Here is a 23,496-nt window from a genome sequence, read left to right on the forward strand (position 1 = left end):
AACAAATGATTAACAATAAGTCTATTATCCCGCTATTGAAATTGCTTTCAATACATAAAGCTTAATACGAATATATATTCTAGAATTAAAAACTGTTAAGTTTGATTTTTGGTGTTTTGTGTTGGTTTTGTTTCTCATGCTGGTTTAAATGTCTTTATATTTCATGTGTAACAAAATTAACAATAGGTTTTTCGTGAACAGTATCCCCCATATAGCCCCTCGCTTTGCTTTATCACACTACCCTATTAAAGGGCGTTTTACGTGGGGTCAACACGCTAACAAAAGGCGCTTTTAAGCTCACTGAACAAATGAGCGCTTTTTTGTTATAAAAATTGTTAAAGAAAAATAATGTTCAGCCGATGCTTATTATTGAGACAAGAATCATTTGGTAGACCTTGAGCCGATAAAGAAGGCAGCAACTGTGATAAGTTAAGGTCTATCGCGACAGCAACGGGCTGTGTCTCTAATGAGCGGTCTTTAATGAGCGGTCTTTAATGAGCGGTCTTTAGTGAACGATAGTATCCAGTTGCTGAGTGAAAAACGGAGTATTCACCATCATGAGCCAGACATCTGTTGAACAAAAGCGTCGATACTATCGCCTGCGATACCCAAAGCAGGAAAGACCTGTATTAAGAATCAAGGATCAGTATTACCACATTTGTGAAGTGTCGGAGAAAGGCATACGTGTCCTTATGGCAAATGTCGCGTCACTTTATCGCGGTCTGAGCATCGCTGGTACTCTGCGTTTGCATGGTAATACTCATATCTCTGTTGAAGGGGCAGTGTTAAGGTTCGATAACGATGAGGTTATCTTCCAATTGTCCAAGGGACCGAGTTTAAAGAATATGGTGGAAGAGCAGCGTCATATTCGGAAGAAATACCCTACGTTTTTCTCTAAACGAGGACCTGTGGCAGCCTAGTAAAAGCCACTTTAGGTTATACTCACATTCAAATTCCATAACCCTGATTGACGCTGTCAATTAGGGTTTTTGCTTTCCCGAAAGGTCAACAAACCTAGGTACAAGAGGCATTGCAATGAAGTTTTCCTATGTAAACCCAACTCAAATCCATTTCGGCCAAGGTCAAATAGAAGCGCTATCAAAAGCGATTCCAACCTCCTCAAGTGTATTGGTGGTCTACGGCGGTGGTTCTATCAAAAAAAATGGCGTTTATGATCAAGTCGTTGACGCTTTGAAAGCACACAGCTGGCAGGAGTTTTCAGGCGTAGAGCCCAATCCAACCAAAGAAACGTTGGATAAAGCAGTTGAGATTGTTAAGCAAGATGACATTGAGTTTGTGCTTGGGGTCGGTGGAGGGTCTGTAATTGATGGCGTGAAATACATTGCTGCGGCTGCAAAGTATGACGGGGACGGATGGGACATCCTAGAAGGTAAACATCAGGTGAAAGAAGCCGTAGCACTTGGTGCGGTGTTAACGTTGCCTGCTACTGGGTCGGAATCTAACCCTGCAGCTGTGATAACCAAATGTGAAACGCAGGACAAATTGTCGTTTTACCACCCAGCGGTGCAACCAAAGTTTGCTATTTTGGATCCCGATGTAATGAAAACTCTCCCTGAGCGTCAGTTGATCAATGGCATTGTAGACGCATGGATACACGTTTGTGAGCAGTATCTTACCAAGCCAAATGGTGCGATGGTTCAAGATGCGTATGCAGAATCGTTGCTTCGAACATTGAAGGATTTAGGTGAGCGTTTTGAGCAACGTGATAGCGACGAATGGCGCGCCAATCTTATGTGGACAGCCAATCAAGCGCTCAATGGATTGATTGGCTCTGGCGTACCGCAAGATTGGTCAACTCATGTGATTGGTCATGAGCTTACGGCTTTGTACGGGGTCGATCATGCTCATTCGTTGGCGATCATTCAACCTTCATTGCTTCGAAACCAGCTTGAGTATAAAAAAGCGAAGCTGGAGCAATTAGGGCGAAATGTCTTTGGATTAAAAGACTCGGATGAACTGGCAGAGCAAACGATTGATGCCCTAGAAGCGTTTTATCAAAGCGTGGGTATGAACACAAAGCTTACTGAGCACACCACAGACAAAGACACAGCCGTACAAGCAGTATTGGCTAAACTTGAAGAGCATGGGCTGGTTAAGTTGAGTGAGAATGGCAGCATCACTCTGGTGGAATCCAAAGAAATTTTGGAAAATGCGATTGCCTAGCTAAAGTGATGTAAGTAAACGGAATCCGAGTCAGACAAACGTGACCGTGCTCCTTTATTTTTTTGTCACTTAAGGAAATAATTGCTTCAATTATTGCCAAATTTAACAGAATGCGATGCGTAGTGATGACCTAATATTGTTCTATCAAGTGGTGGCTTTGGGCACATTCAGTAAAGCTGCGGAACAAAACGACTTAACGAATTCTGTCGTGAGTAAAAGGATCGCGCGACTCGAAGAAGAGTTGGGCGTGCAACTGCTGTATCGCACCACAAGAAAGCTTACCCTAACCGAAGCGGGAAAAGCCCTGTATCAAGGTGCGAAAAACGTTAACCAAGCCGTAAATGAAGCGATGGATGTGATTTCCGGTTTTGGCGAGAAGATAAGTGGTCATGTAAAAATGTCGGTGCCTAGTATCTCTGGCGATCTTATCTTGGCGGATGCGGTTGCTGAATTTTGCAACATGCACCCTGGGCTAACAGTTGATATGTCTTTGGACAATCGATTTGTCGACTTGGTAGAAGGGGGCTTTGACTTAGTAATTCGAACAGGTTATTTAGAAGACTCTAGCTTGATTGCTCGCCATATTCTCGACTCGCAATGGTTAGTGTGCGCGTCGCCATCTTACATCGCTAAAAATGGGAAACCGCTAAAGCCAGAAGACTTAACCAGCCACAACTGCTTGCAATACGCTTATCAAACCACGGGCGCGTCAGATTGGGAGTTTAAGTCTTCTAAAGGGAATTACATTGTGAAGGTATCAGGATCGTTCTCGACCGATAACGCCACCGCTCTTCGTAAAGCGGCTTTGGGCGGGCATGGCATTGCGTATGTGCCTCGTTGTTTGGTGTATCATGATATTAGAAGTGGCGAACTTGTCGATATATTCCCAGAACTTGTAGGTAAAAAACTCGGAATCTACGCCGTTTACCCATTCACACGTCAACCGCCTAAAAAAGTGAGTTTGCTCATCGAGCACATCCGCACTCGTTATCTGGCAATCTCGCACTATTTTTAGTCACTAGGATCACACAGACCCTAATAATTGCGATTGATGGTCTCAAGGCTTTTTATAAAACCAGTAATATGCTCTTGCTTCTGATATTCGAATTGGTATTTGTTGTGAAAAAATACATACAAGGTTACTTGTGAGCTGGCTAAAAATACTGTGTACTCATCGTAACCAGTTCCGGCTTTAATGCCTTCTAGCACAAAGCCCTTGTCCGATTTCTTTCCATTTTTTCTGATTTTATCTAGCACGGCTAGCACTAAAGTAATATCCAGTTGGTTTTTCATCTTCAATGCTCTTTGTAGGACGTTTAAACAAGATACGAGTTTAGTTACGAGTAGGATTACTTAGAAATAAAGAAAGGGAGAAAATAGATTAGTTTTTAGGGAAGGAGTGTTTATTTGACTCGCTTTTGGAAGCTCATACTTTATCCCATTTCATCGTCAAGGAACCTAGAAAGAACTTGTGATTTCACTGTGTTCTTTTCCTTGTTCTGAAACAGATTATACGGCTATGAATCCTGATCTATACGTCACTTGAATATAGAGGTTATCGCTCATTTATGGCAGATCCTTGTCTTTTAAAAGGCTTAACATTACTGGCTTTTTTATTGCCTGAATGAATGTTGTGATAAAACTCATAATTGTTTTTGCCATCGCATTTAGCGGCATACATGGCTTTATCGGCGCATCGAAGCAATTCCGGAAGTTCCAATGCATCTTGCCCATACACGGATACTCCGACACTTAAGGTCACATAATTGACCTGATTGTTGACTTGGTAGCCATCGTTAAACAAAGACATGATTCGGCCTAGAATACTTTCCAGTACATGAGCATTGGGAATATCGTAGAGCAACACCACAAATTCATCCCCAGCATATCGGGCGATGGAAAACTCATCTTTTTGGTCTTTTCGGCTTTTTGTTCGCAGGTTGTTAGCAAGTCTTTGACCAAAGCTCTGTAAAACTCTGTCACCAACTGAATGACCAAAATTGTCATTAATTTCTTTGAAGTTATCGATATCGATAAAGATCAATGCCGTAATTTTTGAGCTGTGCCTGAGGTCTTTGAGCTTAGGTTCTGCCCACTTTTCAAAACTCCATCGGTTCGCCAATCCAGTGAGCGCATCTCTATAGGCTAAATCTTCAATACCCTCTTGATACAGTGACAGTACGTAGTGATTGGTTTTGCAATATTGATAGGCAAAGTAATGGCAAATCGCCAAGAAGGCCAACATGCTTGTTAAGAAACGTCCAACGGAAAACTCTGAATAGTCAGCTGATAAATACGGAAAATTAGGAGAGGTAAACGCCACAATACAAAATACATAGAAACTCGTAGTGGCCAACACCGCGCCTCTTACCGAGTTTACAAAGATGATGGTAGCAAGAATAGGGTAAATCCAATAAACGGAAGACTTGGACAAGCCGCCAGTTAGGATCAGTACAATCGCATGGGTAACAAGAACAAGTGTAAGAACATGGGCAGCGTGCGTGTAATGACCACGGCTAAGAAACAGTGCAAGATTGGAAAAAATAACTAACGCACTGATGTAGTTAATGGAACCCTGAAAGTGGTCTCCATTACTTATACTTAAAAATCCAAATACCGAAAGTAGAATGAAGACGATTACAGATAAAACGATGAGGGTACGTTTTCTGCGCAACAGCCGAACGTCTGCCATTTCTTCTAGCTTTCGACCTGCCATGTTGTACATGTGTCTAGCCTAGCCTTTTTTATTATGTAGCTAAAAGCATAGTACACACACACATATTTGCTTCATGATTGTAAGGTTTTTTTGCAATAAAAAATGCCTCTTATTATTAAGAGGCATTCTAAATATTTAAGTTCTTGATTTTCTTGTTTTATGCAACAAGATCCTCATCAAGATCAAATGACGCATCAATCAATTTTTGTGTGTATTCGTGCTGAGGATTACTAAAGATCTCTTCAGCGGATCCTTCTTCCATAACCACACCTTTCTGCATCACCATAACGCGGTCAGAAAGCGCTTTAACAACACTCAAATCGTGGCTGATGAACAGGAAGCCAATGTTGTGCTTCTTCTGAATATCCTTTAGCAGGTCGATAACCGTTAGCTGTACAGAACGGTCAAGAGCGGACGTTGGTTCATCCAGAAGAATGAACGAAGGCTCAAGAATCAAGGCACGAGCGATCGCAATACGCTGACGTTGACCACCTGAAAATTCGTGCGGATAGCGGTTAATTGAATTCGGATCCAAACGAACTTCTTCCAATGCTTGGCGTGCTCGGGTCATACGCTCTGAGCGGCTAAGACCAGGCTGATGCACCGTTAGGGATTCAGTAATGATATCGCCAACCGTCATACGAGGAGAAAGCGAACCATAAGGGTCTTGGAATACCATTTGAACGTCTTTTTTCAGTTCAAATTTTTCTTTCTCAGTTAACGTACTAATATCACGACCGCGGTAAGCAATCTTACCTTCTGACGGTAACAAGCCAATTAAAGCACGCCCTAGAGTAGATTTGCCTGAACCTGATTCACCTACAATCCCTAACGTTTCACCTTGTTTCAGTTCAAGGGAAATGCCTTTAACGGCTTCAAAGTATTGGTTCTTGCTTGGAAGAAAGTGAGATTTGATAAGGAACTTAACGCGAATATCGTCCGCTTTAAGAAGATCAACGGCATCTGCGGCGACTGGATCTTTACTGCCATGCGGAATCGAGTTGATCAGCATTTTTGTGTAGTCTTCAGTCGGATTCTTGAACAATTCTGCTGTTTGACCTTCTTCTACAACATCACCTTTACACATCACGATCACGCGATCAGCAAAGTGTTTAACGACGCCTAAATCGTGTGTGATGAATAGGATAGCCATGCCCATTTTTTCCTGAATTTCTTTAATCAGGTTAAGCACTTCTGCTTGTACTGTTACGTCGAGTGCGGTTGTTGGTTCGTCAGCAATCAAAAGATCAGGTTCATTCATTAATGCCATTGCAATCATAATACGTTGCAACTGACCGCCAGAGAATTCATGCGGGTACTTAGTGTACGCTGTCTCAGGGTTTGGAAGATGAACAAGGTTGAACAGTTCAAGTACTCTTTCTTTTGCTTTTGACTGGCTCACCTTACGGTGGCACATCAGTGCTTCTGCAACCTGAATACCGACACGCATGTACGGGTTCAAAGAGGTCATTGGTTCCTGAAAAATCATACCGATTCGGTCGCCGCGAATGGATTGCATTTCTTTTTCAGAAAGATCCAGAATGGAGTTACCTTCAAACTGGATGTTGGCTTCAGCTGGAATAATAGAGTTGTGCGGAAGCAGGCGCATAATAGCGTTTGTCGATACCGACTTTCCTGAGCCCGACTCTCCAACGATTGCCAATGTTTCGCCCTTTTTCAGGTCGAAATGAACATTCTTTACTGCGTGTACAGGACCATCGTTGGTCGTAAAGGTAACTGACAGATCGCGAACTGTAAGAATTGGGGACTGTGACATTGAACTTCCTTATTAGGGTCTGTTGACCTTTCGAGATTATTTTTTGCAGCCATTTGTGGGTTCTTTTTACAAGGCAGACCCTATTAATTCAGAGTGTATACCGCGCTGGTTCTCTCTGAATACAGCTTTAGTTGGTTGAAGTGATGGTGTGCTTTTTGAAGGGCATCCAGCTCCAACTGCCAACTGGCATTACGTTGAGCCGCACAAAATGCCGCTATATGGCGGAATATTGTTTCACTATGCTGGATAAGCGTTGGCTCGACGGCACGAACAATATCATACTGTTCGAGTGCAAGAAACTGCATGTGTGCATAAGTCTGGTTTAGCAGGTCGAATGCTTCGCGTTGTTGCCCCATTTTGTTCAGGATTTCAGACTGGCTAATGGCCGCGTCTTTCAGCCCTGCTAACAGGCAACTCATCTGGCATGGTTTGATGTCATCACTTTCTGCTGCTTGCGTAACATAAATTGGGAGATGTTCTAATACATCGTTATATAGGTATTGTGCCTCAGGCCAGTGTCCTTGTTCTAACAATTCTTCTGCTTTAACAAAGCGCGCCCAACACTGTTCTAAATCCATATCCCGATCCTGTTTACACAAAAGTGGGTGATAATTTAAATGAAAACCATTATCAAATGCAAATAATTCTAACTCCACTGTGAATAACAGCGATTTATCCCAAACAAGCGGTTAAATTCGAAGCCGAATGAATTTTTGGCTCAGTTTATTAATAGGCTCATTGATTATTGAAATAAGGTCTCACTTCTCAAAAATAAGAATGTTATTGATAGTTTAAATAGTTGTTTAATTTGTGTGATCACAATAACGTGGTGTGAACGGAAAAGTCGATAATATGGGGCTTAACAGCAGATTTTATGGAGGCTGGATAACCATGACACACCAAGCTCAAGGATCCCAACTAGAGAAATTAAACCAGTTTCAAGATGAGCTACTTGGTTTGTTTTCTGGCGTGTTTAATTTTTCCAAAATGGCGAGTTATCTGGTCGATGAACAAGCGAAACCGATTTGCTATAAATCGGTTAAGATCCAACCTTCAATGCATCGAGAATATCTCGATCACTTTTACAAAACGGATCCTCTTCATCCAACCAACTTTCGATTTTCTGCCGCGAAAGTCGTAAAAATGAGCGACTTAGTCCCAGCGCAGCAACGTGCCTCGCATACTTATTTCAAAGATTTTATTCGCCCATGGAAAATCAATGACATCATCGAGCTCTTTTTCCATGTAGATGGCAAGCTGGTGGCTGGTGCCGCTATGTTTGTCGGTAACAACCAAAATACCATGGGTACGGACGATGTGATGAAGTTACACCACATGCATCGGTACATTGAATTCTCGTTAAATCAAAGCTTGTCGACGCCGGAATCCATGAGTTACCAAGCTTTTTGCGACCAGTATTCCCTAACCGAGAAAGAACGATTGGTGGCTCAATTTGCTTTGCAAGGCATGCCAAATAAAGCGATTGCTAACGAGTTATGTTGTAGTTTGCCAACAGTGAAAACGCATCTTCAGCACATTTTCGCCAAAATGGAAATCAACAGCAAAGTTGAACTGACCAGCTTAGTGTATCGCAACAATTGTACGGTTTAATGCTTACGCCTTTGCGTACCTATCTATTTTGTAATTTAGAAAACTATTTTGAAATAAAGAAAACCACTTTGAAATACAGAAAAAAACCTGCAATGGTCATCATTGCAGGCGATTGAATTTTATCTCTTTTTCCTTATCTCTTTTTCAAAGAGAGGGCGTATACCACGATCGAAAGTATTGTGAGCCCTAACAATGTTGCCGCGATTGGGCGCGTAACCAGAATCGACAAATCACCATCTGCTACACCAAGTGCTTGTCGCATTCGTACCATAAACACTGGTCCTAACACCAACCCAAGTACAATAGGCACCGCAGGTATGTTCTTTTTGCGTAACACATAGCCTAAGCCTGCAAATCCAAGGGCGATAATGGCATCGGAAAACTGGTAGTTTTGGCTATAGCTACCAATAAAACCCAGAACTAAGATGAAAGCACCAATAAACCGGCCACGAATTCGGGTGAGGTTCACAATCCATTTAGTCGCGAAGGTCAAATATAAAAAGACCACCACATTGATCAGCAAAAGCGACAAATACAACCCAGAGATAAACTCCGGTCTTTCAACAAAAAGGGTTGGACCGGGAATGTAGTTATGCACCATAAATACGGCTAACAGCATCGCCATTAACGCATCGGCAGGAATGCCAAATGCCAGAAGAGGGATCATGACCGATGCCGTCACAGCATTGTTGGAGGTTTCAGAGGCAATCAATCCTTCTTCAGCGCCATCGCCGAATTTTTCCGGTGTTTTCGAAAATTTTTGTGCCAAGGTGTAAGAGAAAAACTGAGAGCCGAACTCTCCAACTCCTGGTAATAGCCCCATTACCACGCCCAGTGCAGCAGAGCGTGCGACGGTAATCTTATGTTTTGCCAGTGTGATTAAGCCAGAGAAGTACCCTTTACCCTCAAGTTTGGTGGTTTTGGCATCACCGCCTTTTTGAGAAAGCAGTACAAAAGCTTGAGACATCGCAAACAAACCGATTACCGCTGGAACCAGTGGAATCCCACCAAGCAGCCATTCCTGACCGAAGGTATAAGTTAACGTGTTGTATGAGCGGTCCACGCCAACGGAACCAAAGAAGATACCGAGCCCAAGCATCATGGCGGCATCGAGCACTTGGTTGCGATGCGCTAAAACCACGAACACCATTCCCAGTAACGCAAGCATGGCAAATTCAGCCGAGCCAAAATGCGTAGCGACCTGCGATAAGATAGGCGCAAGAAAAACCAAAGAAAGAATGCTCACCAAACCACCCACAAAGGAAGCCGAGTAAGCAATTGAGAGTGCTTTTTTCCCTTCACCTCGCTGAGTCATTGGGTAACCATCGTAAGTGGTTAATACCGCCACAGGAGTGCCGGGTGTGTTCATCAAAATGGCAGGAATGGCACCCCCATACCAAGCGCCGCCATACACACCAACCAGCAAACTGACACCAGCTAATGGCTCCATTGAAAAACTGATTGGCAATAAAATGGCCATCACGCCGGCAGGTTCTAAACCCGGAATAGATCCAATGGTTACCCCAATAAGTGCCCCAAGTAAGATGGCACTAAGCACACTAACCGTTCCGACTTCTGCAAGCCCTAACATTAATGATTCCATGTTATCTCCTTACAGATATTGATTGGCAAACAGCGACCAAGATTCTGGCAGCAACCCATATAGCCAAACATCCGGTAGCCATAGGTTCAACATCACTCTGAATATGATCACAACGGCTGCTACACCAAGAACGCTTATCATCATCCAAAATCCATCCAGTAATCGGCTCACCCACAGTAAGGTGCAAACAAAAAGCAATGTGGCAGGTGCAAACCCCATAATGGACAGCGAGTGAATGTAAAGTGCAAACAAAGCGCCAGCAATAATCGCGACACGATAACTGGCAATGGCATCGGCACCAGAATCCAGAGCTCGGATGGGATGAAGAGAAAAACGTCGGATGTGATACAGCACTTTGAGCAGGGCAAAAACCACAAAAACGCCCAAACCTAGCGCGGGTCCCATCATTGGCTGGGTGTACCAACCACGTTTGGTTTTTACCCACGATGCTTGCTCGGGTAAGAACCACAGCAGAAGCAATCCGCACACAGCAAAGAAGACGAAAATTCCGCCTGTCCCTTTGTTCTCCAACCCTTTATTTATTTCCGAATGGGGGCTGTCAGGTACAGGCTTTGTGTCGAGAGAATGGGTTTCAGAGATCATACTGCACTCCTTGCAAGGGGGCATACCGCCCCCTTTCGATTACTGATTCATGAAATTGAGCAGTGATCTCGCTTGTTCAAAGTCTTTTGCTAACAGGGCTTCTGCATCTTTACCACCTAGCCAATAGACACCTGCACCCGTATTCATGCTGATGTCTTTAACACGATCAGCTTGAAGCGCTTTCTGAGCGATACCAGCAATTTTGTCCTTGATCGCTTGAGGCGTACCTTTCTTCACAAACAGACCGTTCCACGTTGTTTGCGTAATGCCCGTCTGCTCCGCTAATGTCGCGACATCAGGCGAAATCGAAAGGCGATCGCGGCTTATCGAAGTCAGCAACTTCACATCGCCAGAATTCAAGCAAGCCAGAATGAGTTGGGTTGTGGTGTTGATGACATCCGCATCGCCATTTGCCAAGGTTGAACAATCCAACACATCAAATGGCGCATCCGAAGAAAACTTGATTCCGATTTGGTCAGCGGCTTTAAAGGTAATAGCGGTAGGTAAGGCTTGATAGCCAAAATGCCCTAATGTGACTTTGTTGCTTTTAGAGTAAGCCGCCAGCTCCTCCAGATTGTTATAAGGCGCGTCTGACTTCACCGCAATGGCGAATGGGTAATCGAGGAAAATCCCAACGGGTTCAAACGTGGATTGGTCGAATGGTGCAGTGCCATACAACACTTGCGTTGTGAGTATATCGGCAACGAAAGAGCCAATCACCAGCCCATCGGGACGAGAGCGAGAGACATCTGTTGCACCGACCACACCGCCACCACCGGGCTTATTCACGACGGACGCAGGTTTGCCCGTTTCTTTCGACATTTCTTCTGCAATCACACGAGTAAGAATGTCTTCCAAATCGCCCGGAGGCCATGGCACAACAAACTTAACTGGGCGATTAGGATAATTAGCGGACAGTGCTGCAAAACTGGTCATCAGACCGGCAGCAATAAGAGCAGCCTTCATGGCTTTAGTTACACGTTTCATAAACTTCCCTTTCTGTGTTGGGTCGATAAGTCCGAGTAGCCAATTGCTTGGCAGGCAAATGTTCAGCAGACTTATCAGGAGGTGTTTCACTTTTATCTGACTTTTATTCCGTTAGCTCATTCTTGGCTAACTTATTCTTTACTAACTTTTTATTTACCAATTTATTCTTTGCTAGCCGACGCTTGGCTGAGTGGAACAATGAGGACTGGAATATCACTCTGACTGATGACTTTAAGGGCTGTTGACCCTAAAAACAGACGCGATATCGCGTTTGCTTCCCTGTCTCCCATGACAATAAGTTGCGCGCTGTGTTTTCGAGCGCAGGATAAGATCACCTCATGCGGTTCACCTATCTGAGTTTGAATTTGTGGAGGCTGTGGTAAGGCAGTCACGTTATCCAGTTCGCTTTCTAAAAAAGACTGAATGCGTTGCTGAATACGTGCTTGAGCATCTGCCATGATTTGATCGGTATGCTTTTGATTCACCTTTTTAGGGAGATAACTCACCATTACCTGTTGAGTCAGCTCTCCAATGGGTGGAATCGCATGAAGAAATACAATTTTGGCATCATGTGCAATGGCCTGTTTAACGGCCGCTCTAAACGCTGGGCGACTGCCTTTTTGCAAATCCGATGCGTATATAATTGTATTAATTTCAGTAAGCATATCCATTGCCTCTACATTTTCTGTATTGAACCATTCAAGTTCATCCCGCAAGTATCAGGTATCAACCATTGGGATGAGCCGAATGTTAACCTCTGTTTTTTAGCGATTTATATTGATTAACTGAGGTTGGGTGTTTTCCAATAACCCTTCTTCACCGAATTCCACGCCGAACCCCGACATTTTGTTACCGCCAAATGGCGCGTGGGGTAGTACTTCGGCGTGCCCATTAATCCACACTGTGCCGCACTCCATTCTTTGAGCGACGTGTTGAGCTTGTTCGGTATCGCTGCCCCACACTGAGCCACCGAGCCCCATATCGCTGTCGTTCGCGAGCTGAATAGCTTGTTCGACTGTTTGATATGGGATCACGGGTAATACGGGGCCAAATTGTTCTTCATCGACCAATCGAATACCGTTAGATACATTTGCCACAATGGTTGGCGGGAATAGGTAGCCTTCATCACTCACTGGTTTGCCTCCCGTCAGGACTTTGCCCCCTTGGGCAACGGCATCGTCGATGAGCTCTTGCACTTTGTTGAATTGATTCAGGTTTTGTACAGGGCCAAAGGTCACGCCTTCTTCCAAACCTGCTCCTACGCGTTGTGATTGTGCGATATCAGTCAGCGCCTGACAGACTTCTTCATATTGGCTTTCGTGTACATATAAGCGTTTCAGTGCTGCACAGGTTTGCCCCATATTGATGAAGGAGGTTTGGAATAGCCCCTGAGCGAAAGCTTGTACATCGCTATTTGGCAAGACAATGGCAGCGTCGTTACCGCCGAGTTCTAGAGTGAGGCGTTTCAGATTGCCCGACGCTGCGCTCATGATGCGTTGCCCTGTTGGTGTGGAACCTGTGAATACGATTTTATTGATGCCTTTATGCTCACTGATGGCTTGTCCGAGTTCGCCGCCCCCTGAAATCACGTTAATCACCCCATCTGGCAGCACATCTGCCATGATTTCGACCATACGAATCGTGCTGAATGGCGTAAGCTCCGAAGGTTTGATGATCACACAGTTTCCAGTACGCAACGCGGGCATAACATGCCAAACCGCTATCATCAGCGGCCAGTTCCAAGGGGTAATAGAAGCAACAACGCCAATGGGTTTGTGGTGTAGTTCGATGCGCTTAGTATCGTCATCTTGAATCACTTTAACGGGCACGTCGGCACCCGCCGCGTAACGAGTCCATGCCACCGCACCACCCACTTCCATTCTTGCTAAATCGAGTGGCTTACCTTGTTCTTCCACAATCAGAGTCGCGAGCTCTTCCATTGCGGCTTCAAGATTGTCGGCAATTTCTGTCAGCATGGCCTTGCGCGTCATGTGGCTGACGTTTTTCCAGCTTTCAAATGCCTGATTCGCTGATTCCACAGCAAGGTTTAGCAGCTTAGAAGAAGCTTCTGGCGCGTCTCTCAGTACTTGCCCTGTGGCTGGGTTAATAACAGGGCGCGGAGGCAGATCACCAGTGCGTTTTTGGCCGTTGATGATCATTCCAAAGCGGTTATCCATAACAAAATCTCCTGATGTTGATTGAAAGCACAGCAATCGTTGGGGGTTACCCTGTCGATGGTTTCTGCTGGCTTTCCCGGTAGTTGCTTGCGGTTACGCCAGACATCCGGCGAAAAAAGCGAGCGAAATAAGCAGGGTCGTGAAACCCGAGTTCGTAGCCAATTTGGGTAATGGGTTTTTGGGTAAGCCCAATCAAACGTTTGGATTCTTGCAAAACCCGCTCGTTAACCAAGCGTTTCGCCGATTTTTCGCTCACGCGTTGGCAAATGCTGTTAAGCCGAGATTCGGTAACACACAGCTCACTGGCGTATTGGGATAATGTCCAATGGTGGACAAACTGCGCTTCGATCAACTTGTGGAACTGATGAAATATTTGAGCATCAATATCGCGAACAGAAGAAGCGGAATCGGATTCGTCGGACATGCGAATAATTTCAATTAAAACCAAGCGCACCAACGAATACAATGCCTTGGCTTTTTCCGTGCGTTCGTTGCTGTATTCATCGTTTAGCAAGGCAAGTAACGTAAGGACTCGATTAAGCGACACTTTATGAGTGCGAAGCGGGATACAAACCCCTTTGGTGGCAAACAACCCTTTGTCGTTTAAAGCGGACGTTTGGCTGAGTATTTGCCAAACGAATTGCTGTCGAATGGTCAGTACGTAGCCTTCAGTTTCGGTGGAAATAGTGAAACCATGCGGCACGGTGGGCGGAGTAAAAAACAGCACTGGCCCTTCACACTGATAGGTGCGGTTATCCAGTTGCAAACGAATGTTACCCGACATCACTACATGCACTTGATAGAAGCGATCGTGATAATGCACCGGCATATCATGCCCAAAGAAATCCGCCAGGTTCTGTATTTGTTCGAAATGAACTTCGCTATCGATATAGCGTCGGTCGTACGCTTGTCCGATATCGATATTCGGAATACGTGATGTCGCCATATTCTTTTGCGTGACATTGTCTTTTACGGCATTGTCTTGCGCTAAATCGCTTTGAGCTAAATTAGCTTGCGTGATGCTTTTGATGTTTGTCGGACTCATAAATCCCCCGAAAAATGCTTCTCTGCCAATGGTTATGTCTGCAAACGGTTATGTCTGCCGATGGTTAAGGGAAAACCAGCAGAGAAGCGTCAAACTTTACTGAGCAACAGCTAAGTAGTGTTTTACAAACTTGGGCGTGCGGATGTGCCAACGCACTTTTGTGCCTTGCTCTACAAACCAAGAGTCGCCTTGCTTGTATGTGTGGGATTCACCCGTCTCTTCATTGGTGAGTTCGACTTCGCCTTCTAAAACAGTAGCGTGCTCTGTGAAGGGGTATTGCATGCTGAATTCGCCTTCTGTGCAGCCAAACAAACCGCAGCTCACTGCGTCCTCCGGTGCACCAGAAATCATCGCTACCTCTGCTTGAGGTGAACCCGAGATCACGGTTGAACCAAGGTTTTCGACACTGCCGACAGACATCATTTCAGGCAGGGTTTGATTCAATAGAATAGGTTTCATTGGTATTTCCTTTTTCGTTGACTTTTATAAGCGTATTTATGGGTGAAGCACGTGTTTTTATTGTGTCTTGGTTAGTAACGTGTATTGGCTAATAACGTGTCTTGATTAATAACGTGTATCAGTGAGAAGGGCGACTTAGCGCCTGCCCATCCAATAGCCCGAGATTTGGTGGAAAAGCTTGCCGCTGGTCACGAGCAATGGTCGGGCAACATCCTTTCCGATGACACGTGTCAGTGGTATTGAACTCATCAAGCTGTAGCGGTCGGTGCTTTCGCTCATGCCTTCTGCTAACACTTTGCAAACAATATGGCTTGGGGTTACGCCAAAGCCAGAATAGCCCTGTACGTAAAACACATTGTCGTGTCCTTCTAGTGTTCCGACTTGCGGAAACAGATTGGCGGAACAACAAAGCGGTCCACCCCACGCCATGTCGATTTTCACGTCTTTCAGGTATGGGAAAATCGTCAACATGTGTTTGCGGTTCCATGCTTTTAAATCGCTCGGCATGTATTCGACCCAGCGCGTTGCACTACCAAATAGCAGGCGGTTTTCTTTGGTGACTCGGTAGTAATCGATAACCGGGCGAATGTCGCTGTAGGCACCGCGAATAGGGCTGATGCGTTCAATCATCTCGTCGCTGAGTGGCTCGGTTGCCATTTGAAAGGCATAGGTATTGATGGTGTGTTGGTGTAAGTGAGGTTCCATACCCTGCAAAAAACCGTTACATGCCCACAGAAGTTTCTTCGCAGTCACTGTGCCTCTGGCAGTGCGCACTTTGATTTGTTCACCGTATTCCACATCCAGAGCTTGGGTGTTTTCGTAAATAGAGATGCCCAATTCAGAGGCAGCTTTTGCTTCACCAAGCAGCAAGTTCAATGAGTGAATATGACCTGCACCCATGTGTTTCAGCGCGCAAGAGTAAGCAGGTGAACCAATAACATCCTGCACTTCAGATCCGGTATGCAGCGTGATTTCTTCGTCGGGCGTGGCTTTTTTAAACTCGTCCATCCAAGTACGCAGCGTTTTTTCCTGACGACCGTTAAAGCCCAGATACGCGTAACCCTGACAGAAATCCGCATCGATATTGTACTTTTCTACGCGCTCACGAATGATGCTTGCGCCGATGTTGCCCAGTTTGAAAAGTTCTTCGAGCCCATCTTTGCCAACGTGCTTTTTTACCGTGTCCAAATCGTGACCTAATCCTGCCATGATTTGACCACCATTGCGGCCTGTACCACCATAACCAAGGTGTTTGGCTTCCAATACGGCAACATTGGTGATGCCTTTTTCTGCCAGTTCCAAAGCGGTGTTGATGCCCGTAAAGCCACCACCAATGATCACGATATCCACATCAAGATCATTTTCCAATGTCGGAAACGACAAGTCGTATTTCTTGGTAGCAGCGTAGTAAGTAAGAGAATTTAAATGTTCCATAATATTGTTCTTCTGATTTCCATTCTGTCTGTGGTTCCAGACCCAACCTCAATAGCAGTTGGGTGGGCTAAGGACCATTTAGCCAAGCTTTTCAATTTGGCTATATCGACCAAAAGGATGAGTTGTTACTAATGCTCTGTATATAAAGAGAAAATGGCTACAATCCGCCCATAAGCATGTATTTGGTTTCGAGATAATCCTCAATACCTTGCCTAGCTCCCTCACGCCCTAAACCTGATGCTTTAATGCCACCAAATGGTGCGACTTCGGTGGAAATCAGCCCCTCATTGATGCCGACCATGCCCGCTTCTAATGCTTCGCCAACGCGCCACGCACGGGCGAGCGATTGGGTATAGAAATACGCGGCGAGCCCTACATCGGAGCGGTTTGCACGTTCAAGGACTTCTTCTTCAGTATCAAACGGGTAAATCGCCGCCAGAGGGCCAAAGGTTTCTTCATTGGCGGCGCGCATGTCGTCGGTCATGTCGGTCACAATCATAGGGTGGAGGAACAAGTCATTGGGTGGGGTGGCAGAGCCCGATACCAATGTCGCGCCTTGCTCTAATGCGTTGCTCACGTGTTCGCAGACTTTAGTGACCGCGCTTTTGTTAATCATGGCGCCTATTTGAACGTGACCATTCATCCCATCGCCGACTTCTAACTTAGCGACTGCAGCTTTGAAACGTTCCACAAACGCATCATGAACGCCTCGCTGTACGTAAATCCGATTCGCACACACGCAGGTTTGCCCTGCATTTCGGTATTTGGCTACCATGAGCCCGCTGACCGCGGCGTCTAAATCCGCATCGTCAAACACGATGAAAGGGGCATTGCCACCCAATTCAAGCGAGAGCTTTTTCACGGTGTCGGCAGATTGGTTCATGAGCAGCTTTCCAACGTTTGTGGAGCCAGTGAAGCTGATTTTTCGAACCACCGGGCTTTGAGTTAATGCGCCGCCAATTTGTACCGCATCGCCAGTCACGATATTGAGTACACCGGCAGGTACACCTGCGCGAATGGCAAGTTCGCCCAATGCCAAAGCGGTAAACGGGGTTTCGGGTGCAGGTTTAAGCACTACCGCGCAGCCTGCCGCTAATGCAGGGCCGCATTTTCGGGTGATCATGGCCGCTGGGAAATTCCAAGGAGTAATCGCACCGACCACGCCAATGGGCTCTCTTGTTACAACGATTCGGGCATCGGGTTTGTGGCTTGGAATGGTTTCGCCATAGGTACGCTTGGCTTCTTCCGAAAACCACTCGATGAAGCTTGCCGCATAGGCGATTTCACCTTTGGCCTCTGCAAACGGCTTTCCTTGTTCCGAGGTGAGAATCGTGGCGAGATCGTCCTGATGCTCTAGCATCAGTTCGAACCAGCGGCGAAGAATCAAAGAACGGGATTTGGCGGTTTGCGCTTTCCAGCTTTTTTGTGCTCGCTCTGCTGCCTCGATACTTTGAAGGGTTTCATCGTTTCCAAAGCAAGGAACGAACCCGATGGCTTCTTGATTGGCTGGGTTACAAATAGGTTGGCTTTGGTCCCCTTCGCCTACCCAATTTCCGTCGATTAGGCATTGTTGTTTTAACAGAGTTGGATCGTTTAATCTCACGTTGCGCTCCTTTGAAAAAGGTAGAAGCGCCCTTCGCCTTGCTATTTTCAAAGCTGGAGTCGGGCGTAATGAAACGGTGATTCAGCAATCGTTTACTGGATCAAAGAAAAGTCATTGAATCAGCGAAAACTGCTTTATAGCGAGAACAGCACGTTAGCTTGCCCTGTCCCCGAGCTTGGAAAGTACTCGCCGATGAGCGTGCCTTTACCTTCATAGTTATCCCAACCCAACGCACCAAACAGCATCGCGGTATCGTGCATGCCGCCTTCGCCAGAGCACAGTTCTGCATAGTCAGGGAGCATTTTCAGGAAGGTTTTGATTTCTCCTTGCGCCCACAAATCCAATACGCGTAGATCGACTTGGCGGTTAAATTCCTTGGAAATGGTGAAGGTGCCGTTGTTGGCTTCGTAGTCATCGTTGTCCCAAATTCTGTGGGAAAGCGATCCCGATGCCAGCAGCATGACTCGGCTGTCACTTTCTTCAATCGCTTCACGAATGGCTTCGCCGACAAGACGTGATGACTCGATGCTGTGCACCGCGCACCAACCGCCAATGGAGACAACTTTGAAATGGCTGTCTTCGTTCATGTACCGCATCGGAACGAGGGTGCCGTATTCCAAATCGAGCGTTTCCACTTGGTGAGATAAGGTATGAACGCCTTTTGCCATCGCTTTTTCTGCAATGGCGTCCCCTAATTCTGGGTTGCCATCGTAGTGATAAGCGAGGTTTTGGATAAAGTGAGGAAACTCGTGACTGGTGTAAATACCTTCAAATTTCTTATTTGAATTAACGTGATAGCCAGCATTGACCAACCAATGGGTATCGAGCACGACCAGTGTGTCGACATTGTGTTCTTTTGCCATTGCTGCCAGCTTTTTGTGTCCATCGATGGCTTGCTGTCGGCAGCCAAATAGACGTCCGGGTTGCTCCGACATCAACATGGTTGGGACGTGTGTAATTTTGGCTGCTATAACCAATTCACCCATAATCATTCTCCTTGTGTTTCACGTTGGATTCTTTCCACTAACTATTAGGGAATAAATAGCGTGTATTTCATTCACTGTTTGGCGCGCCAGCGATGCCAGCGCTGTGCTCACTTGGCCAGTTTTTGATGGATATTGTTTTTCTTGTAATTCAAGGTTGGGTGAAGCTCGGTCAGCTCCAGCCCAAAGCTCAGGTATCGAGTATCGAAAAGAGAAGAAAGATACTCAGTACAGAAGGCGTGTAGAGTGTCGCCCACTTCTTTGAGTGTTTCTTCATTTCTGCCTGTACCCACCTTGATGGTCAATTGAATAAACCGATTTTCAGGGTCGCCTTCCGCCACTCGAAAGTGTTCGCAGCGATGCGCACGAATACGGATGCCCCCTAATGGGAACACCCCCGTTTCTTGAGCAACGTTGGCGAGTTGTTCAAACAGATCGGGAAAATCCACATCGCCATCCAAATTGGCGGAATACTCGACAATAAAGTGAGGCATTTAGCCCTCCTTACCCAATTTAGGCACCGTGTGCTGGTCGTGTGCGATACAGATGTTTTTGGTTTCCATGTAGAAGTCGAAACTCCAATCGCCACCGTCACGACCGACCCCCGACATTTTCACGCCGCCAAAGGGAGAAGGGAGGTTTCGGTTGTTTTCAGAGTTGACCCACACCATGCCCGCTTCAATTTTGTGGGCACATCGCATCGAGCGACCGGTGTCGCCTGTCCAGATGTACGCCGCCAAGCCATATTGGGTATCGTTGGCAATGCGCAAGGCTTCTTCTTCTGAATCGAAGGTGATCACCGATAAAACAGGTCCGAAGATTTCTTCACACGCCACTTTCATTTCGTTATTCACGTTAGTGATCAGCGCCGGAGCAAAGTAATACCCCTCTTCTGGTGCCAATTCCGAGACGTTGCCACGAGCGACATCGGCTCCTTCCTGCTTGGCAGATTCCAGATAACTGGTGACTTTATCTAAATGCGTCGGATGAATTAGTGGGCCGACTTCGGTATCGAGGTCGAGTGGATGCCCCACTTTTAGCAAGCTCACTCGGTGTTTCAACTTCGCAATAAATTCATCTTTGATGGATGATTGAAGGATCAAGCGGCTAGAGCTGGTACAGCGCTGACCGTTCAAGCTGTAAATCATAAAAACAACCGCATCTAGGGCACGTTCCATGTCGGCATCGTCGAACACCAATACGGGGTTTTTGCCGCCCAATTCAAAGTGGACACGTTTTAACGTTGCTGCGCCTTGTGCTTGAATCATAGAGCCAGTGGTGGTTTCCCCAACAAAAGCCACCGCTTTGATTGCAGGGTGCTCGGTAAGTGCTTTACCGGCCACTTCACCAAACCCATTTACCATGTTCCAAACGCCAGCCGGTAACCCAGCAGCTTCGGCACACTCCGCTAAAATAGCGGCACTGAGTGGGCTGAACTCTGCAGGTTTGTGCACGACGGTACAGCCAGCGGCTAGTGCGGGGGCGATTTTCCATGTCGATAACATGAAAGGGGTATTCCATGGGGTAATCACACCGACGGGGCCAATAGGGGTACGCACGGTGAAGTTAGTGTGCGCTTCTTGAAACAAAGAATCGCCGTTTTTCGCTTCTGGAGCTTTGTCTGCAAAGAAGCGAAAGTTCGCCGCCCCGCGCACGGCTGCTTGCTTCATAAAGCGAAATGCTTGCCCACAATCCACCGATTCAACGAGTGCAATTTCTTCAGCTCTGCGTTCTATTTCGTCCGCAAGTTTATGTAAGATTTGGCGACGTTTTGCACCAGAAAACCCCGACCATTCTTCAAAGGCACTTTGCGCAGCAATGCAGGCTAGGTTCACGTCTTGTTCCGTGCCTTTCACTACCGTGCCAAGGCGCTTATTGTTGATCGGGCTTTGGTTTTCAAAGGTATCTGAACCCGTTCCTAGCGTCCATTCTCCATTGATGAAGTGACCAAGCGTATCGGTCTTAAAGCGCGCCAGATATTGTCTGGCTTTGGTAATTTGAGTATCGAGAGTTGTCATGCTTAATCCTTGCTTTCAAAGTATTCCGTTTCACTGACCATGTGTGTGGTTAACGTGCCGAGCCCTTCAATAGAGCACTCAACCACATCGCCGGGTTGGGTGTCTTTCAGCCCTTTTGGTGTGCCAGTTGCAATCATGTCGCCCGGTTGCAGCGTGATGGTTTGGCTAAGGTATTCAATCAGCTCTGGGATGCTGAAAATCATGCCGTTGGTGTTACCTGTTTGAACCACCTCGCCATTCACTTTGGTTTCCAGTGACAGGTTACTGACGTCTGGCAACTCATCTTTGCTCACCAGCCAAGGACCGATAGGGCAAAGGGAGTCGCGGCTTTTCACTTTCAGGTTGGGGCGGTAGTAGTTTTCAAGGTAGTCGCGGATCGCGAAGTCATTACAAATGGTGTAACCCGCCACATAGTCCATCGCGTCTTCACGAGAGATGTGCTTGCCTTTCTTGCCAATCACCGCCACCAGCTCACATTCGTGATGCATAAAATCCACATTATCTGGGCGATACGTTGGGCATTCGTGTCCTGTGAGCGTGTTGGCACCTTTAATAAAAACCAGTGGTACTTCTGGGGCAGAAAAGGCCAATTCTGAAGCGTGATCAGCGTAGTTAAGACCGAGCGCGAAAATCGTCCCTGGGTTTTCTACTGGGCAAAGCCATGAGATGTTGTCTTTTGACACGACGTTGCCATCTGGCGCGATAAATTGACCATTCATATCGATGGTAATGTTCAGGGTTTTGCCATCTTTAATGATTCGTGCAGTTCTCATTGGGCGTACTCCCCTAAGCGGCTAGTGAGGTGGTGCTGGCCATTAATGCTGGATTCGATTTTGTCGCCAGCCCGTATGGCAATGCGCTCGCCATGAAAACACGGAGCAATGATGTCGCCCGGTTCCAGCGTCATGATGAAAGAGATACGTTCAATCAGTTCGAGAATGTCGGTTTCAAAATGGTCGGTGGAAATATCTCCACGCCATTTGCCGTTAATTTTGGTGGAAACAATCGTTGCTGATGGAGCAGGGGCTGATGGAATCGCACTCGCTGATGAGGCAAGTATGCTCGCCGGTTGCCAGTTGCCATTCATCGCCGCGGATTTATCGATGCCTTTTCCAAGAATGTCTGGACGGTAATAACTTTCTTCCGGCGAGGAAATATCGTGCACCACGCTGACGCCGGAAATGTAGCTCAGAGCATTGTCGCGACTCACGCGCTGGCAGCGTTTGCCTATCAATAGCGCAAGGCTAGTTCCGACTACGAGTGAAGTGTTCGCTTTTTCTACCGGTATTAGCGAATTGTCTTTGTTCCATGTATTTCTGGGCTTGAAATACAGAACTGGCTCGGTTGGCAGCGCTTTGTAGGGGGGCTGCTGAAATTTGTCGTTCCATTCTTGGCGATGGCGCTTGTCGTTCAGTGCCACACAAACCAGTTTGGACTGGCTGTTGGGTAAAATCGTCATGTTGAATCCTTAAGTCTGCAAGCCTTTAATAACCGCTTCCGCTTGGGGCGGTGTCTTGTTGTCCTTTAAATTGAGAAACCAGTGCTTTCGCGCCATTCGATAGCAGCAAAGTATCCACACCAATGCCGATAAAACTCGCGCCACAATCGGCGTAGTGCTGTGCTTTCGCTGGGTTGAGGCATAAAATTCCAGCGGCTTTCCCTGCTTTTCGAATAGTGGAAATCGCACTTTCGATAGCGGCAACCACCTCGGGGTGATCGGGGTTTCCAACGTGCCCCATGGAAGCGGACAAATCGGTAGGGCCGATGAATACGCCATCGATGCCCTCGATCGCTACGATCTCTTCCAAGTTGTTCAGTGCGGTTTGCGTTTCCGCTTGAACCAGTAAACACACTTCTTGGTTGGCACTGTGCACGTACCCTGGAATTTGATTCCAGCGTGCTGCTCGCGCTAGCGAACTTCCCATGCCGCGACGTCCTTGAGGTGGGTAGTGACAATCCAACACTAACGACTGTGCTTGCTCAGCAGTATCAACCATCGGTATTAGAAGCGTTTGTGCGCCAATATCGAGGAGGCGCTTAATCACCGTGGTGTTTCCCTCTGCTGGTCGAACAATGGTGGACGTGTTGTATGGTTCAATCGCTCGCAGCTGGGTAAGTACATCTCCAAGTTCAAACGGGGCATGTTCCCCATCGATGAGCAGCCAATCGAAGCCCGCACCCGCGCAGATTTCGGCGGCAGTTGGGTCGGGCAAGCCCTGCCATAGCCCCCATTGCAGCTGGTGGTTGGAGAGTTTGTGTTTAAATTGATTTTTCATAGTTGTTCCTGCCTATACTT

The 23,496-nt window shown here is 46.4% G+C and carries 23 protein-coding genes; 4 read left to right on the forward strand and 19 right to left on the reverse strand.

What is annotated here, in order from left to right:
* The first annotated feature begins 557 nt into the window (after positions 1–557).
* The 3 genes from VPNCDNU1_RS00085 to VPNCDNU1_RS00095 all read left to right on the forward strand — a co-directional run bounded on the left by VPNCDNU1_RS00085 (position 558) and on the right by VPNCDNU1_RS00095 (position 3,199).
* Complete coding sequence (locus tag VPNCDNU1_RS00085) at positions 558–920, forward strand: PilZ domain-containing protein (protein WP_101110526.1); 363 nt, start codon at positions 558–560, stop codon at positions 918–920.
* A 115-nt stretch (positions 921–1,035) separates the two neighbouring features.
* The gene (locus VPNCDNU1_RS00090; RefSeq protein WP_104398459.1) at positions 1,036–2,184 is read left to right on the forward strand and encodes an iron-containing alcohol dehydrogenase; all 1,149 of its coding nucleotides are present in this window, start codon (positions 1,036–1,038) and stop codon (positions 2,182–2,184) included.
* A gap of 115 nt (positions 2,185–2,299) precedes the next feature.
* Positions 2,300–3,199: a LysR family transcriptional regulator gene (locus VPNCDNU1_RS00095; protein ID WP_104398460.1), complete on the forward strand. Its 900-nt coding sequence runs from the start codon at positions 2,300–2,302 to the stop codon at positions 3,197–3,199.
* 20 nt (positions 3,200–3,219) lie between these two features.
* Here the strand turns inward: VPNCDNU1_RS00095 and VPNCDNU1_RS00100 are convergent, their stop codons facing one another.
* The 4 genes from VPNCDNU1_RS00100 to VPNCDNU1_RS00115 form a co-directional block, all read right to left on the reverse strand.
* Positions 3,220–3,477 (reverse strand): DUF3081 family protein, encoded by a 258-nt coding sequence (locus VPNCDNU1_RS00100; RefSeq protein ID WP_104398461.1) that lies wholly within the window; start codon positions 3,475–3,477, stop codon positions 3,220–3,222.
* Positions 3,478–3,739: 262 nt separating this feature from the next.
* Positions 3,740–4,909 (reverse strand): GGDEF domain-containing protein, encoded by a 1,170-nt coding sequence (locus VPNCDNU1_RS00105; RefSeq protein ID WP_104398462.1) that lies wholly within the window; start codon positions 4,907–4,909, stop codon positions 3,740–3,742.
* A 148-nt stretch (positions 4,910–5,057) separates the two neighbouring features.
* The gene (locus tag VPNCDNU1_RS00110) at positions 5,058–6,677 is read right to left on the reverse strand and encodes an ABC transporter ATP-binding protein (RefSeq protein ID WP_104398463.1); all 1,620 of its coding nucleotides are present in this window, start codon (positions 6,675–6,677) and stop codon (positions 5,058–5,060) included.
* 83 nt (positions 6,678–6,760) lie between these two features.
* A complete protein-coding gene (locus tag VPNCDNU1_RS00115; protein WP_104398464.1) occupies positions 6,761–7,255 on the reverse strand; it encodes a hypothetical protein in 495 nt (164 codons plus the stop codon).
* Between the two features lie 313 nt (positions 7,256–7,568).
* On the opposite strand from VPNCDNU1_RS00115, the gene VPNCDNU1_RS00120 reads away from it, so the two are divergent.
* A complete protein-coding gene (locus tag VPNCDNU1_RS00120; protein WP_167404686.1) occupies positions 7,569–8,288 on the forward strand; it encodes a helix-turn-helix transcriptional regulator in 720 nt (239 codons plus the stop codon).
* Positions 8,289–8,421: 133 nt separating this feature from the next.
* Here VPNCDNU1_RS00120 and VPNCDNU1_RS00125 read toward each other — a convergent pair whose 3' ends face one another.
* The 15 genes from VPNCDNU1_RS00125 to hpaI all read right to left on the reverse strand — a co-directional run bounded on the left by VPNCDNU1_RS00125 (position 8,422) and on the right by hpaI (position 23,476).
* The gene (locus VPNCDNU1_RS00125) at positions 8,422–9,891 is read right to left on the reverse strand and encodes a tripartite tricarboxylate transporter permease (RefSeq protein ID WP_104398465.1); all 1,470 of its coding nucleotides are present in this window, start codon (positions 9,889–9,891) and stop codon (positions 8,422–8,424) included.
* A gap of 9 nt (positions 9,892–9,900) precedes the next feature.
* A complete protein-coding gene (locus VPNCDNU1_RS00130) occupies positions 9,901–10,494 on the reverse strand; it encodes a hypothetical protein (protein ID WP_201797092.1) in 594 nt (197 codons plus the stop codon).
* Positions 10,495–10,533: 39 nt separating this feature from the next.
* The gene (locus VPNCDNU1_RS00135) at positions 10,534–11,481 is read right to left on the reverse strand and encodes a tripartite tricarboxylate transporter substrate binding protein (RefSeq protein WP_104398466.1); all 948 of its coding nucleotides are present in this window, start codon (positions 11,479–11,481) and stop codon (positions 10,534–10,536) included.
* Positions 11,482–11,642: 161 nt separating this feature from the next.
* Positions 11,643–12,146: a universal stress protein gene (locus VPNCDNU1_RS00140; RefSeq protein WP_104398489.1), complete on the reverse strand. Its 504-nt coding sequence runs from the start codon at positions 12,144–12,146 to the stop codon at positions 11,643–11,645.
* Between the two features lie 99 nt (positions 12,147–12,245).
* Positions 12,246–13,658: an aldehyde dehydrogenase family protein gene (locus tag VPNCDNU1_RS00145; protein ID WP_104398467.1), complete on the reverse strand. Its 1,413-nt coding sequence runs from the start codon at positions 13,656–13,658 to the stop codon at positions 12,246–12,248.
* A gap of 46 nt (positions 13,659–13,704) precedes the next feature.
* The gene (hpaA, locus tag VPNCDNU1_RS00150) at positions 13,705–14,703 is read right to left on the reverse strand and encodes a 4-hydroxyphenylacetate catabolism regulatory protein HpaA (RefSeq protein WP_104398468.1); all 999 of its coding nucleotides are present in this window, start codon (positions 14,701–14,703) and stop codon (positions 13,705–13,707) included.
* A gap of 96 nt (positions 14,704–14,799) precedes the next feature.
* Positions 14,800–15,162, reverse strand: coding sequence for a cupin domain-containing protein (locus tag VPNCDNU1_RS00155; RefSeq protein WP_104398469.1), 363 nt, complete (start codon positions 15,160–15,162; stop codon positions 14,800–14,802).
* 135 nt (positions 15,163–15,297) lie between these two features.
* A complete protein-coding gene (locus tag VPNCDNU1_RS00160) occupies positions 15,298–16,596 on the reverse strand; it encodes an NAD(P)/FAD-dependent oxidoreductase (protein ID WP_104398470.1) in 1,299 nt (432 codons plus the stop codon).
* A 157-nt stretch (positions 16,597–16,753) separates the two neighbouring features.
* On the reverse strand, positions 16,754–18,199 hold the full coding sequence (locus tag VPNCDNU1_RS00165) for an NAD-dependent succinate-semialdehyde dehydrogenase (RefSeq protein ID WP_104398471.1): 1,446 nt from the start codon (positions 18,197–18,199) through the stop codon (positions 16,754–16,756).
* A gap of 134 nt (positions 18,200–18,333) precedes the next feature.
* On the reverse strand, positions 18,334–19,185 hold the full coding sequence (gene hpaD, locus VPNCDNU1_RS00170) for a 3,4-dihydroxyphenylacetate 2,3-dioxygenase (protein WP_104398472.1): 852 nt from the start codon (positions 19,183–19,185) through the stop codon (positions 18,334–18,336).
* 107 nt (positions 19,186–19,292) lie between these two features.
* Positions 19,293–19,676 carry a 5-carboxymethyl-2-hydroxymuconate Delta-isomerase gene (locus VPNCDNU1_RS00175; protein WP_104398473.1) on the reverse strand — a complete coding sequence of 128 codons (384 nt, stop codon included), beginning with the start codon at positions 19,674–19,676 and terminating at the stop codon, positions 19,293–19,295.
* Positions 19,677–21,200: a 5-carboxymethyl-2-hydroxymuconate semialdehyde dehydrogenase gene (hpaE, locus tag VPNCDNU1_RS00180; protein WP_104398474.1), complete on the reverse strand. Its 1,524-nt coding sequence runs from the start codon at positions 21,198–21,200 to the stop codon at positions 19,677–19,679. It lies immediately after the preceding gene.
* A 2-nt stretch (positions 21,201–21,202) separates the two neighbouring features.
* Positions 21,203–21,973, reverse strand: coding sequence for a fumarylacetoacetate hydrolase family protein (locus tag VPNCDNU1_RS00185; RefSeq protein ID WP_101110496.1), 771 nt, complete (start codon positions 21,971–21,973; stop codon positions 21,203–21,205).
* Entirely contained in the window at positions 21,970–22,659 is a 690-nt protein-coding gene (locus tag VPNCDNU1_RS00190; RefSeq protein ID WP_104398475.1) for a fumarylacetoacetate hydrolase family protein, read from the reverse strand. The genes VPNCDNU1_RS00185 and VPNCDNU1_RS00190 overlap by 4 nt, the downstream gene beginning before the upstream one ends.
* A 25-nt stretch (positions 22,660–22,684) precedes the next feature.
* Positions 22,685–23,476: a 4-hydroxy-2-oxoheptanedioate aldolase gene (gene hpaI / locus VPNCDNU1_RS00195; RefSeq protein WP_104398476.1), complete on the reverse strand. Its 792-nt coding sequence runs from the start codon at positions 23,474–23,476 to the stop codon at positions 22,685–22,687.
* Positions 23,477–23,496: the final 20 nt, after the last annotated feature.

The organism is Vibrio penaeicida (assembly GCF_002933855.1).
Taxonomy (GTDB): domain Bacteria; phylum Pseudomonadota; class Gammaproteobacteria; order Enterobacterales; family Vibrionaceae; genus Vibrio; species Vibrio penaeicida_A.